Genomic DNA, 14,513 nt, shown 5'->3' on the forward strand with positions numbered 1-14,513 from the left:
GTATACTTAATACTCAGGCGGTTTTTTCTTTTTTTATAGAATGCTTTTTTACCATGCGCAGAAACGTTAGTCTCATCTTTTTTTCCTTATTCGCTGCTATTTTAACCGGTTGTGCACAAACACCACCCGTTTCAGAAAGGCCTCAAATGGGAAACTTGCTTTTAGCCGAACCTGCGCCTGTTAATCCGCGTTCGGAAATGGCGATTGCCCGTTATAACCAAGTTTTAACCAGTCCAGCACTTTCCGATGAAGACAAAGCCGAGCTTCATTTTCAACGTGGAATGCTTTATGACAGCGTAGGCTTGGGCGGCCTCGCTCAATTTGATTACTCTCAGGCGATTAACTTAAAGCCTGACCTCGCTGAGGCTCATAATTCGATGGGCATTCATTACATTCAGCAAAACGATTTTCTTCAAGCCTATGACGCATTCGACTCTACATTAGAAATTAACCCAGATTATGATTTTGCATTCTTAAATCGGGGCATCGCGTTATATTACGGCGGAAGAGCAGAGCTTGCTATTACTGACCTAAATCGCTTTTTTGAAAAAGACGACACTGACCCGTTCCGTGCTCTATGGGCGTATTTTGCTCATCATGATGTGTCTGAGCTTGATGGGCAAACCTACTTAGCCTCCATTCGACCTATGCTAGATAATGATCATTGGGCAACCACGCTGGTGGATTTGTTCCTAGGTACCGTTGATGAAAATGATGTGTTAAATTCGTTGCTAGACGGAGTGAAAAGTCAAAAAGAGCTGACGGATAGACTGTGCGAAGCGTATTTCTACTTGGGTAAATTTCACGGACATCGAGGAAACAGTGGCGTAGCATCTAATTATTTTAAGCTAGCCCTAAGTACTAATGTGTTTGATTATGTCGAACACAGATACGCAAGAATGGAACTTAATCGTTTGCGTGAGAACGCAGCCAGCGCACCAGAAAACGAAGAGTAATCGACCTAGGTTATGCGAGGCCTATTTTTAGCCGTGTTCGCGCTGCTTATCGTTGCGGGCGATAGTGGGCGATATGCTCCTCAACTTATCGCTAATGCATTAAGCGTACTCCAACTGCCAAAAATTAACGACGATTTAGTGAGAGCTGCAAAAGCTCCAACTGATGAACCGTCACCTTTTTCACACTCTCCGACCAGTCAAACTACAGAAGCGCTCGCATTACTCTGGTTAGCATCTAAGCAGGGCAGTGAGGTGGCGCAATCTGCATTATTAATGCAATTTGAAGAGGCGCACGAAAAACAATTTGCCTCCCAAACCGGTATAGAAGAATCAACCGCTACTTATTACCTTGAAAAACTCGTTAACCTTGAAAACGCAGATGCGGCATGGCTGCTTTATCAGATTCTAGGAGAGGAAGGAGCGTCTCAACGTTTTATGCGCTTAGCGGCATTGGGTGATGTCGCTGAAGCTCAACTTGCATTTGCTATGTCGACGGAATCACCAGAAAAGCGTGAAAAGTGGTTAATCCGGGCAGCGTCTCAAAAGTACTTACCTGCTCAAGCAGCACTCGCAGACTGGTATATGTTGCACGGTCAACAAGAGCTAGCAAAGCCTCTTTTAGCTGCAACAGCGACACTCGATATGCAAAGTGCTTTTAAGTATGCTCGATTGCTGTGGGATGAGGGCGAATACTCAAAAGCTAAAGAACACTTCAAATTTGCTGCTAAAAAAGGTCACGTACAAGCAAAAAAAGCTTTGGAAGCTACTGATCTCTACACGCCATTCTCTGAAAGCCAAGCGTTAAAGCTCGCAGATTCATTTAATTGGGAAAGTAAAGCAAATTGCCTGCAGCGGATACAGCCATTTGCAACAAGCTTGGCCACTATTATGCGTGCGCACAGCCTTTATCAGTCTTTTGAAAATGATGAGCGTTTTAAAGGGCTGTCTATCTGCCTGGCCCCACCAATTTGGCTCAAAACTGACGTACTGCGCTGCAATCCAGACTTCAATAACACGGGGGTTTTAGGTTGTAATATCACGCCTTTAGCAAGTATTGCTAAAAAGCGTAAGTTTAGTCATGCCGTTGTCGTGGCAGAGCAAGGAAAAGCTAATGTTCAAAATGGGGTAATGTATTTAGATATCAGCGACGCGTACTCGGTTTTCGTTCACGAACTGGCCCATTTTGCTGGCTTTGCTGATGAGTATCCCATTGGCAAAGGAATGGCGACGAGACTGTGTGATGAAAACGATATCAATGACTTTTCGCCTCCTAATCTCATAGTCGACTCGCAGTTCTGGTATACGCCTCACGCTACGGTTAACAACTGGCTGGATATAGACCCTGCTACAATAATCGCGCGCGCTAAAACCTGTACAGTATTGGGAAAAAATAGCTATAAGCCAAGTCGACGGATCACCTTTATGGAGCATCACGACAGCGGGGTGATCCCCCCTCTATATCTTGTGCTTTGGCAACAGCAACTAGAAAGACAAAATGCACAGCGACCCATATCGATGAATTTTTTCCAGGCCTTTCACAATAGTGGAAATCAAAAAGAAGCGGCTCACTGGTTAGCAGAATATGAAGCTTTCACGGGCTCGAAAGGGTAGCTAACCGGTTTTTAAATGACAGAAAATGCGCCTCATACCCACTTGAACAAATAAATATAGGCGCAACATTACCTAGATCTAGCTTTTTAATCGATGAGCTCGCAACCATCTTTGATACCAGACATGTAATCTTAGTCGTGAAGGGTATGTTTAAGTTCGCGAACCCACATAGACGTGGCGCCACAAATTGCCACTGGCATTACAATAAAGTTAACCACAGGGATAAGAGAAAAAACGTTAACCATCATTCCGAAGGTCATCGCTTTGCCTTTATGTTCGCCTAAGTGCAAACGCATACGGGTAAAATCTACCTTGTGATTATCGTAAGGATAATCGCAGTATTGAATAGCCATCATCCATGCGTTGAATAAAAACCACAGTATTTGACCGATGACGGGGAGAAAGAAAAATAATAGTAAAAAGCCAATGGCGCGAGGCACGTACCAGATGAATTTTGTGAATTCTCGGCCTACGGTGCGAGGAATATCTTTAACTAAAGACATTACGCCTTCATCGCCTAAGTCTTGACCCGTTAAATGACGCTCTACTTTTTCTGATAGTACCCCGTTGAAAGGTGCGGCTATCCAATTTGCGAGGGTGCCAAAAATAAGCGCGAAAATTAAGAGTACGCTGATTACCGCTAAGGGCCACAAGAAAAAGCTGATTGCTGTTTTTATCCAACCCAACCATTCCGGGACAAGGTCGATAACATAGGCAATGCCCATTTCTATCTGACCAAATAAGAAATAAAAGGCCACGGAAAACAGCACTAAGTTGATGGTAAAAGGCACAAAAACAAAACGCTTAAGACCTTTGGTTTTAATAAGCGAGAAGCCTTCAAAAAAATAATGTACACCACCTGAACTCATTCCTACTCCTTTTGCGTGTAAAACGCCACGTTTTATGACTATCTGCTTTATCATACGCACAAGGCGTAAACTCTGCCTCACTCACTTAAATGGTAATTGTTACAAGCTGTTAGATTTGGTAGAGTCGAGACATAATAACAAAAGAATCTTACGTGTGATTGCATCATTCCAAATTCGTCAGCTTTTTCAGTCGTACCTTATGCTCTCTCGGCCGCTGACTCTGTTTTGCAGAGGAATGAAATATGCGACTTAAAAAGATAAAGCTCGCGGGTTTCAAATCCTTCGTCGAACCCACTACCATTCCTTTCCCAGGTGAAATGACGGCCATTGTCGGGCCTAATGGATGCGGGAAATCAAACGTTATAGACGCCGTTCGCTGGGTTTTAGGAGAGAGTTCCGCTAAAAACTTGCGTGGTGACGCTATGACGGACGTCATTTTTAACGGTTCATCTTCCCGTAAGCCGGTCGGGCAGTGCAGTGTCGAACTCGTTTTCGATAATAGCGCGGGGCGTATAGCCGGTGAATTCGCCAATTATAGTGAACTGTCTATTAAACGTTTAGTTACACGCGATGCTACTTCTACCTATTTTCTTAACGGCACCAAATGCCGCAGACGGGACGTAACGGATCTGTTTTTGGGAACAGGGTTAGGGCCACGTTCTTATGCCATTATTGAACAAGGCATGATTTCACGGCTTATTGAATCTAAACCACAGGATCTCCGCGTTTTCATTGAAGAAGCCGCGGGCGTGTCAAAGTACAAAGAACGTCGCAGAGAGACTGAAAATCGCATAAGGCACACACAAGATAATCTTGAACGATTGAATGATGTTCGTGATGAGCTTGGTAAACAGCTTGAGAAACTACAGCGGCAAGCTGCCGCAGCTACCCGCTATAAAACACTGCGAGCACAAGCCAGAGAACTAAAAGGTCAGCTAGCGGCTATCCGCTTTCTAAAAAATAGTGAATACATAGAGACGTTACAAAAGCAGCAGCAAGCTCTTCAGCTTGAAGTTGATGACTTAGTTGCAAGGCTACAAGGTGACGAGGCCGGGCTTGAGTCATACAAAGTTAAGCAGGTAGAAACCAAACAGTTCATTGATGATCTGCAGCAACAGCTTTTTACAACCAGCAACGCGATAACCCGCCTTGAGCAAAATGCGCTTCATGCCAAACAGCGTAAAGTGCAGGTAGAGCAGGAGTTGGCTCGAATTAGCGAGCAGCATGAAGTGCTCAACCAATCAATTGAGGAAGCACAAGAGGCACTTGCAGTATCAAGCGAGGCGCTAGAGGGTATTGAACCTGAAATCGCGTTGAAAGAAGCTGAGCTAGATAGCGCGAAAGAGCGGTTCGAAGATGCTGAGCAAGCGCTGAGAGAATTCAACGCAAAAGCCCGAGAACAAGAGCAAACTTATAATCAGCTGCGACAAAATGTGCAGCAGTGTCACAGCCAAATTCAGTCGACAATGAGCATGCAGCTGCGAACATCCCAGCGAATTAGTGAAATAAACGATGAATTAACACAGATAAACAGCGAAGATTATACGAATCAAATAGCGTTGTTGACCGGTCAATGTGAAGAAATTGAACTTGAGATAGAAGAGATTCAAGCCTCGCTTGGTACTGTAGACGAGATATCCTCAGATCAAAAAGCTCAGGTTAAGGATTTGGAGTTGACGCTTCGCGAGGCGCAGGGAAAGCTGCAAACTGCACGCTCGACAATGGCTGCCCTCGAAGCGCTTCAACAAGATGCGACTACTAGTGACGATACTCGTCTTGAGGGTATCGAAAAACTATGGCAACAATTTCAGTCTGTAGAGAGGTTAGCACCTTGTGTTGAAGCCATACTACAACATGTAAAAGACCCGGTTGTTGCAACGAGCCACAGTATTGAGGCGCTTCTTAGTCAACAAGAAAGCTTGCCTAGGGGAATCAAAGTCTTTTCGAACTCAACGTTTATTACCAACGCGAAATCAGGTTCACTGGCGAGCGCGTTAGTTAATGAAGTTTGTGAGCAAGGTGGAAGCCTTCAAAACAACGTGTCGTCGCGCAATCGCGTGCCGGCATTTTTTAATGATATTTATCTTTGCGAAGATGATGAAGAACTTACCTCTCTAATTAATAGCGTTGCTGATGATGGTAAAAAGCTGCATTCCTATTTTTCAAAGGGGTTTACTAGCTTCATTTCTCCATCAGGACTATGGGCAAGTGAGCAATGGGTTGTGAAGCCTGGTGAGGTGAACGACGGTGCATTGCAAAGGGCAAATAAGATTCAGGCACTTGGTTCTACTGTTGAGGCTACCGAGCATCTAATCGCGGAAGTTGAAGTGTCACTGAATAACGCGCAGGATTCACTTGCAGAAACTGAAGCGCAAGCCCTTTCACTTAAACGCAATGTAAGTGAAAAAGAGAATCAACTTACCCAGTTAAAGAACAAGCTATCACTGCTTGAAATGCAGCAAGAACAGCAGTCTTCACGTACTACAAAGCTTAATGAGGAACGTGAGAAGCAAGAAATTATGCTAGCTAAAGAAGAGGAGCAACTAGCGCAACTTTCGGAAAAGCTAGAGCTTCAAGAAGCACAAATTCTTGAACATGAAGTGCACATTGATGAAGTGAACACTAAGCGTGAAGCTAACGAGAGAAACACCACAGAACTGCGCGCTTTAGTTGACTCACTTACCTCGCAAAATCATGAGTTTGCACTTAAAAAACAGCAGCTAGAAAACCATCAAAACCTTTACAGCCAACAGGTTACGCGTAACCTTCAGCAGCGCGAAGAATACATCAAAAATAAAGATAGGTTAATGCAGGAGCTTACTCAGCTTACTTCGCCACAGGAAGTGCAAGCGGCCGAGCTTCAGTCGTTGCTTGACAGTAAAGCGGAACTTGAAGAAATGAAGCGCACAAAGCAAGCGGCGCTCGACGATATTGAACAGTGGCTACGTGAGGCTGAGAAAGGTCACCAACTGCTTGGAAAAGATATTCAGGCGCGCCAAACCAATATCGATAAGCTTAATATAGATATTGAAGGGTATCGTGTTCGCGCGAACACTATTTTGGAGCAGCTTAATGAAACTCAGCAATCATTAAAAAGTATCCTTGAAACGCTGCCAGATGATGCGGAAGAGACGCGGTGGCAGGACGATCTCGAAAGAACTCAAGCAAATCTACAGCGTTTAGGCGCAGTTAATTTAGCCGCGGTGGAAGAATATGAAACCCAGTTTGAGCGAAAATCTCATCTAGACACCCAGCATAACGATTTAACCGAAGCGCTAGAAACCTTGCAGTCAGCTATTCGCAAAATCGATAAAGAGACGCGCACTCGCTTCTCTGCAACGTTTGAGCAAGTAAACGAAGATTTGAAATCACTTTTTCCAAAAGTGTTTGGTGGGGGCTCTGCTTATCTTGCGTTAACCGATGACGATTTACTTGAGACGGGGGTGACTATTATGGCTCGCCCTCCCGGCAAGAAAAATAGTACGATTCACCTTTTAAGCGGTGGAGAAAAAGCGTTAACCGCTTTATCATTGGTGTTTGCTATTTTTAGATTAAACCCAGCACCATTTTGTTTGCTGGATGAAGTAGATGCACCATTGGATGATGCAAATGTAGGGCGCTTTTGTAACCTAGTGTCAGAAATGTCACAAACAGTGCAGTTTATTTATATCACCCATAATAAAATAGCGATGGAAATGGCAAGTCACCTTACCGGTGTAACCATGGCGGAACCTGGCGTTTCTCGCATGGTAGCGGTAGATGTTGACGAAGCTGTCGCCTTCGCAGAAGCATAACAAAGGGCGAAAGAAATTAAATGGAAGATCAATTACGTCTATTTTTACTCCTAGGGGGCACGGTATTCATTATTGCAGTGCTTGCCCACGGCATTTGGAAAATTCGTAAAAACAGCAAGCCAGCTGCAAAAGAGCGGTTAGAGCCTAGACAATGGCAGGATGCTGATGATAACGATGATGATTCAGAACCGCAGGAAGGCTTTGACGAGCTAGGAATTGGTGCCGTAAGAGTTGTTGGACAACCAGAAGACGGGAAAAGAGCGTCGTCGAATGCTTACAACGACGATGAACCTTTAATCGAGCATGACGTTCTTGATGCTGACCATCATACCAAAGCTAAACAATCTGAATCATCTAGCGTTTATAAAGAGACGCTTACCGGCGAAAGCCGAGAAGACGCTGTAGGTGAGGGGCAAAAAGACAAGCCCTCAAATAGGCCTCAAAAAGCGCCTCAGCCTGCTGAGCCAAAACTTTATGGATCTGTGGTAACCAATCCAAAGCCGCATATGAAGGGGCAATCTCGTTCTACAGAAACCCTATCAGGGAGCAGTAGCAACGAATCTGAATTTCCTGAGCCTCCGGGATTCTTGCTTCGAGAGGGGGCGGATGAAGAGGTTTCAGTACCGTCTCAAGGTTTAACATCAGCTGAACGATGTAACCGTAACGCAGAATCAGATAATGTATCTGATAATGCAGACAGCGAACTCCATCATTTACAAGGCAACACTACTTCGTCAGGCGAATACGCCGATACTCAAAGTGAAAAGCCCCGTGAAGAGCAACGTAGAGCTGCGCAAAAGTTTTACATTGATCCTACGGTTGAAGAAGAATCGGTAGACACTGCGCCCCCTGCTAGAAATGAGAGGGAAGTAGCAGACTTTAGTTTAGATGCTCCTGAAGAGTCCTATAAGTCGAGAGATGCGCAGGAAGAAAATGAACAACCAAAGCGCTTTGCCCGTAGCAAGCGCAGTAAAACAACAATTAGAAGACGAGAAGAGCCAAATTTTGGTGACGATCAGATGCGCATAGACTTCGATAGCAGCGAAGGAAACATATCTGATTACGAACAAGACAGCTTCACTGCAAATGGCACTGAAAGCACAGCGACTGAGAGTTCAGCGTCTCAGGGCAAGTCGTCTAGCGTTGACCCTGAAGTTTTGGTGTTAAACGTTAGAACCCCCGAAGGTGAACCAATTTCTGGCGCTGCATTGTTACCCATGTTGCTTACGCTTGGATTTAAATTTGGCGACCAAGATATCTTCCACCGTCACGTCAACTCCAACGGCAAGGGGCCAGTGCTATTTAGCTTAGCTAATATGTTTAAACCTGGGGTATTTGATATCGACAACCTTGAAACGTTTGAAACACAAGGTGTCTCCTTATTCATGATTTTGCCAATCGAAGGCGATCCGCATCAAGTATTCAATATGATGCATAATGCAGCGCGAAAACTAGCCGATGAGTTTGGCGCTCAGGTTTTAGATGGGCGACGTAGCGTTTTAACTAAACAGGGTTTGCAGCAGTACGTTGAGAAAATTCGCGAGTTTGAACGCAAACGCATGATCTCACGTAGTTAGCTAACCTAAACACTGTTTGGTGCTTTCAATACGTTTAAGGACTTGGCTGATACCCAAGTCCTTTTCAATTAGACAGGGCGCAAGAGTAGCGGTTTCGATCTAACTCTTGGTGAAGTGATACTAGCGCGTTTTTATTGGCGCCTGAAAAAAATTAATCGTTGTCTCAAGTTATTTCAAAAGACAACAGCCTGTAAAACTCTCAATTATTAATACGTGACAACAATTTCCATGTCTGACACTTTAGAACAAGCACAACAAAAAGTTGCCGAGCTTCGCAACACCTTAAATGAATACAACTATCAGTATTATGTACTTGATGAGCCGTCTGTTCCTGATGCGGTCTACGACCGAGACATGCAGGCGCTAATTGCACTAGAAACGCAATATCCAACCCTTCAGAGCCCAAATTCACCCAGTCAAAAAGTCGGCGGAGCCGCTCTGTCATCCTTTGAACAGGTTACTCACGAAGTGCCAATGTTGTCACTAGACAATGCATTTGATGAAGAATCATTGCTTGCTTTTGAAAAGCGATTAAAAGACCGATTAAAAGACTCATCAACCATGGACTTTAGCTGTGAGCCTAAGTTAGACGGTCTTGCAGTGAGCATCTTGTATGAAAATGGCGAGCTGGTTCGCGCAGCAACGCGTGGTGATGGCCAGGTAGGGGAAAATATTACGGCAAATGTTCGTACTATTTCTAATGTGCCCTTAACGCTCCGCGGCGATAATTATCCCGCTCGTGTTGAGGTGCGCGGTGAAGTGTTTATGCCAAGAGAAGGTTTTGCAAAGCTAAATGAGCAACAGAAAGAAACCGGAGGAAAGGTTTTTGCCAACCCTCGCAACGCAGCAGCAGGAAGCCTGCGCCAGCTAGATTCAAAAATAACGGCTAAACGCCCGCTGATGTTCTACGCCTATTCATTAGGTGTAGTACAGCCTGAGAGTTTCACCTTACCTTCCACGCACAGTGCGCGGTTAGCGCAGCTTGGTCAATGGGGGTTACCGCTGTGCCCTGATATTGATACTGCAGAAGGCGGTAGGGGGTGCCTTGACTACTACAACCGCATTTTAGAAAAGCGGGACAATTTGCCGTACGATATAGATGGCGTGGTTTTTAAAGTTGACCGCATCGATCTTCAAGCTGCACTTGGATTTGTGGCCAGGGCGCCTCGTTGGGCGATAGCACAAAAATTCCCGGCGCAGGAAGAAGTAACTACGTTACTTGATGTTGAATTCCAAGTTGGACGTACTGGTGCAATAACCCCAGTCGCGCGACTAGAACCTGTATTTGTTGGTGGCGTAACGGTATCGAATGCAACGCTTCACAATCAAGATGAAATCACGCGTTTGGGCGTTAAGATTGGTGATACGGTTGTTATTCGTCGCGCCGGTGACGTTATTCCTCAAGTGGTATCAGTAGTAGAGGCGAATCGTACAGGTGATGAAACCGACATCATTTTCCCAAGCCAGTGCCCAGTGTGTGACTCTCAGGTTGAAAAGCTTGAAGACGAGGCCGTTGCACGCTGCACCGGCGGTTTGATATGTGCAGCGCAGCGTAAACAAGCGCTGAAGCACTTCGCCTCGCGCAAAGCATTTGATATCGACGGTCTGGGAGACAAATTAGTTGACCAGCTTGTAGATGCTGACCTTGTTCATAGCCCGGCTGACTTTTTTACGCTTTCACTGGGTGACGTAGTTGGCCTAGAGAGAATGGCGGAAAAGTCAGCAAGCAAGTTGTTATCTTCGTTGGAAGCATCGAAGAAGACTACACTTGCGAAGTTTCTTTATGCATTAGGTATACGGGAAGTTGGGGAAGCGACCGCTGCTAATTTAGCCGCGCACTTCGAAACGCTCGACGCTATTCGAGAAGCATCGCTTGAAGCGCTAGTTGAAGTGCAAGATGTGGGTGGTGTGGTAGCTACGCATATTTTCAATTTCTTTAACGAGTCTCATAACACAGATGTGATTGATGCTCTTATAAGAGAAGGCGTGCATTGGCCAGCCATCGAAAAACCTGATTCGGAAAACCTGCCTTTGGAAGGTAAAACTTGTGTTATTACCGGTACACTTAGCGAAATGGGACGCTCGGATGCAAAAGCCCGGTTACAGTTATTAGGTGCTAAAGTTGCCGGTTCGGTAAGTAAAAATACTGACTTTTTGGTTGCAGGAGAAAAAGCGGGCTCAAAACTTACAAAAGCGCAGGAACTCGATGTCGAGGTATGGGACGAAGCTGCCCTGATAGCGTTTTTGTCTGAGCATGAATAGTACTTACATCCCCCTTTATGATTTTTTGTCGTAAGGGGCGTAGGAAATAACTCGAAAGTATCCATCTCGAAAGTGCCCATATCGAAATTGCTCATCAGTGAATCTGATTTCATCATAAAAAACGCCACTTCAATGAAGTGGCGTTCTTATTTATCCGGTGATGGAGTACGCCTTAAAACTTAAGGCTCAACAATATTTCAGTAAGGTATTGGTTTAATTAGCTTGCTGACTACGTAATTGACGACGTCTTTCCCACGCCTTTTTAACTTGAAAGCGCCAAACCCAATTTAACGAAAAATACCCCGCCAAGCCAAACACCACCGAGCAAATACCACAGCCCACTAAAAATGCCGGCCCTATGGTATTAATACTTTCCACTACCCAATGCCAGCTGAACTGGAATTCAAAGTGCTCAGGTTTGGTCCCGAGTACAGTAGTCCCCACTTTGTAAGCGCCGTAAAATATGGGAGGAATAGTGAAGGGATTAGTTACCCATACGGTTGCTACGGAAAGCGGTAAATTCACTCGAAAAGGAATGGCTAAACCAGCAGAAAGCCACATCTGAAAAGGCACCGGCCAAAAAGCAAAAAAAAGCCCAATACCAAAGGCGCCAGCTGCTGAACGGCGGTTTAGGTGCCATAAATTAGGCTCGTGTAGGACGCTTCCGAATATTTTTAAAGCTTTGTTTTGCTTGATGCTTTGATGGCTTGGCAAAAAACGTCGAATAAATTTCTTAGGCATAAATATCAATGCATCTCGAAAAAAAAATCAAAAATGGCAGAACATGGACCAATACTACGTGTTTTTACTTAAACCACATCCGATAACTAAACGTTCCTACGTAAAAACATGGTCAATCGTATCACAATTTGGCTAAGCTGTTTTTGCGCTGGCGCAATAAGTGCAGTTTTCTGGCGAGAACTTCCCTCTACACAAAGCATGGCGGTAATGCTTGCCTTACTCGTAGTAACCAGCTCAATTATACTGCTCTATCGGAACTACATACACGCTGCTAAGCAAGCAGTAGCAGAAGTCCTGCTATGTTGGGCAATCAGCGGTCTGCTAATAGGTGTTCTATGGGTGGCGAGTTTAGGGCATTTTTACTACGCTTGGCAACTTCCTCACGATAAAATTCAACAAGATGTCACAATAGTGGGTCAGGTCATCGCCGGCGGGTGCGTATCGCATAGATTTTTAAATGACCATACTCCCCATCACTATGTTGTGGTTATTCGAACCATAGATGGTCAAAGCACCGATGGATTTATAAAAACGCCTATTTTTAACGCGCTGTTGTTTATCAGTTTTAAGTTCAAGGCTAGGCTCAGCCACACTCAATATAGCTTCACTAATAGTGAAGTCGTCGGCAATTCAGGAACGTTTGATGAGCATGGTGACATTGAAACCGTACCCCTGAAAACAAAGGCCGCCTGCTTGCATGATGGCGATGTTTTTACTGCGGTAGTTAAACTCAAGCCTGCTTATGGCACTGCGAACCCCGTGGGATTCAGCCGTCAGCAACACTTAGTGAGTCAGTTTATCTACGCAACGGGTTACGTTAAAACGTTACATGCTGAGAGTACTCTCCACAACCACAGTATGCGCAACGCGCTGGCCGATTGGCTGTCAAGCTTGAATCTAGTACATCACTCATGGTGGAGTGCATTATTGCTCGGCAATAAAACGCACTTTACACAACAAGACTGGACCCTATTGCAACGCACTGGAACGGGACATTTGTTTAGTATCTCAGGTATGCATCTGTCGATAGTAGCTGGGGTGTGCTTCTTTGTGTTTATTCCCTTCATCTTTGTCATCGGGCACGTAATTCATGTGCTTCGTTCACTTAAACGTTACCCTTTTCCTCATATAGCGTGTTTTTCCGCCTATCAAAGGCTGCATTTTAATGGGGTGTTTACTTGTAAAAATGCAGGCTTAAGAGTATGGGTGTTAGTTTCTGTTATTATCGTATGTTACTTCTATGCGTTACTAAGTGGCATGGCACTTCCTGTAGTGCGCGCGTTACTTTTGCTCACATTGGGTTGCTTGCTCTCAATATTCAAAGTGGCGTGGAGGTCAGTTAATATTGGATTGGCCATGTTAGCGCTATGCTTAGTGCTCTTTCCCTTCTCTATGTTAAATGCGAGCTTTTACTTAAGTATTGGTGCGGTAATTTGCATCTGGTTCTTTGTAAACACCCTTAGCATACATCGAGAACCCTGGTATTTCGCGATAGCAAAGCTTCAAATAGCGCTGACAGTTATCATGATGCCGCTGACCACTATTTGGTTTGGCAATGTGAGCGTTATTTCACTCATTGCGAATTTGTTTGCACTGCCTCTTGTAACGCTATTGTTGCCAATTTGTCTGATGTCGCTACTTATTAGCTTTTACTTTAGTACGGTTGGTATTGGCCAATTTGCTATAGAAATATTGAAATATAGTGACCACGTGTTTGGCTATTTGCTCTCACTTTTGGTTTTTTTGAGTGAACTGGATCTGAGTGCCCTCAACCTATTTGTAGACACATCAAGTGCACTTTGCTTTTTAGCCGCTATCATTCTTTTCTGTTTACCCTACTGGCGATTTAAGCGCTTTTGCCTATTTTTACTTTCGCTGCCTTTGGCTACATCCTTAATTCAATGGCTACCACCTAATGATGAGGTTTGGGCGCTGCATGTGCTTGATGCAGGGCAGGCAAGTGCCATCACTGTTACAAAAGGTGATAGTGCCATTATTATCGACTCGGGCGCGCAATATGGAGGTAATGCAATAACGGCTACGCAATACCTGTTACCCCTTCTTAAAAGCGTGAAAGTGAAACAAGTAGACCATGTTATTCATACTCATAGTGACAATGATCATGCGGGCGGTCTGCGTGCGTTAATGGTCCATCCTATTGCAAAGAATGCTAAGTTTTATTCTCCAACGCTCGGTTGCGAGAGAGATACGCACTTTGACTGGCAAGGGTTAACCATCAGTTTTTTGTGGCCACTAAAAGGCAATGATCAAGATAATAACGCAATGTCTTGTGTAGTCGGGATTTCTGATCCATCTGGCAGCGTGCTCATACCGGGAGATATCGAAAAAGAAAGTGAATACGCTTTAGTCACTAAAGAGTTCGCGAAAGGAACGTCAGCGCTTAATGCCGATATATTGATTGCGCCACACCACGGCAGCAATACCTCGTCTACCGATATTTTCATTAAACATGTATCGCCGAAAGCGGTAATTTATACTCAAGGGTATGAAAACCGGTGGAAATTCCCTGCGTTAAATGTTGTAGAGCGCTATAAGCAGCACAACGTACAGCAGTACTTTACAAGCTCAGAAGGCTATACTCTTGTGACCCTTGAGAAAGGAACTTTTCACGTAAAGACGTTGCGTGGTGATTTGAAAAAACGATGGTATTTAAAGGGCAGGTCTCCTCGACATCTTTAAGTC

Annotated in this window: 8 protein-coding genes; 6 read left to right on the forward strand and 2 right to left on the reverse strand. The window is 44.6% G+C overall.

Going from position 1 to position 14,513, the window contains the following annotated elements:
* Window positions 1-53 precede the first annotated feature (53 nt).
* Window positions 54-956 carry a lipoprotein NlpI gene (gene nlpI / locus JC525_RS09935; protein ID WP_198815695.1) on the forward strand — a complete coding sequence of 301 codons (903 nt, stop codon included), beginning with the start codon at window positions 54-56 and terminating at the stop codon, window positions 954-956.
* A 12-nt stretch (window positions 957-968) separates the two neighbouring features.
* Entirely contained in the window at window positions 969-2,567 is a 1,599-nt protein-coding gene (locus tag JC525_RS09940; RefSeq protein ID WP_198815696.1) for a sel1 repeat family protein, read from the forward strand.
* A gap of 131 nt (window positions 2,568-2,698) precedes the next feature.
* Here the strand turns inward: JC525_RS09940 and cysZ are convergent, their stop codons facing one another.
* The gene (cysZ, locus tag JC525_RS09945) at window positions 2,699-3,436 is read right to left on the reverse strand and encodes a sulfate transporter CysZ (RefSeq protein ID WP_198815697.1); all 738 of its coding nucleotides are present in this window, start codon (window positions 3,434-3,436) and stop codon (window positions 2,699-2,701) included.
* A gap of 242 nt (window positions 3,437-3,678) precedes the next feature.
* On the opposite strand from cysZ, the gene smc reads away from it, so the two are divergent.
* The 3 genes from smc to ligA all read left to right on the forward strand — a co-directional run bounded on the left by smc (window position 3,679) and on the right by ligA (window position 11,069).
* The gene (gene smc, locus JC525_RS09950) at window positions 3,679-7,230 is read left to right on the forward strand and encodes a chromosome segregation protein SMC (protein ID WP_198815698.1); all 3,552 of its coding nucleotides are present in this window, start codon (window positions 3,679-3,681) and stop codon (window positions 7,228-7,230) included.
* Between the two features lie 20 nt (window positions 7,231-7,250).
* Window positions 7,251-8,807 (forward strand): cell division protein ZipA, encoded by a 1,557-nt coding sequence (zipA, locus tag JC525_RS09955; protein WP_198815699.1) that lies wholly within the window; start codon window positions 7,251-7,253, stop codon window positions 8,805-8,807.
* A gap of 228 nt (window positions 8,808-9,035) precedes the next feature.
* Entirely contained in the window at window positions 9,036-11,069 is a 2,034-nt protein-coding gene (ligA, locus tag JC525_RS09960; RefSeq protein ID WP_198815700.1) for an NAD-dependent DNA ligase LigA, read from the forward strand.
* A gap of 213 nt (window positions 11,070-11,282) precedes the next feature.
* Here ligA and JC525_RS09965 read toward each other — a convergent pair whose 3' ends face one another.
* A complete protein-coding gene (locus JC525_RS09965; RefSeq protein ID WP_159120342.1) occupies window positions 11,283-11,810 on the reverse strand; it encodes a DUF2062 domain-containing protein in 528 nt (175 codons plus the stop codon).
* Window positions 11,811-11,918: 108 nt separating this feature from the next.
* Between JC525_RS09965 and JC525_RS09970 the strand changes: the two genes are divergently transcribed.
* Window positions 11,919-14,510: a DNA internalization-related competence protein ComEC/Rec2 gene (locus JC525_RS09970; RefSeq protein WP_233095110.1), complete on the forward strand. Its 2,592-nt coding sequence runs from the start codon at window positions 11,919-11,921 to the stop codon at window positions 14,508-14,510.
* Window positions 14,511-14,513 lie beyond the last annotated feature (3 nt).

Source organism: Alteromonas sp. IB21, from assembly GCF_016405965.1.
In the GTDB taxonomy this organism is placed as follows: Bacteria; Pseudomonadota; Gammaproteobacteria; order Enterobacterales; family Alteromonadaceae; genus Alteromonas.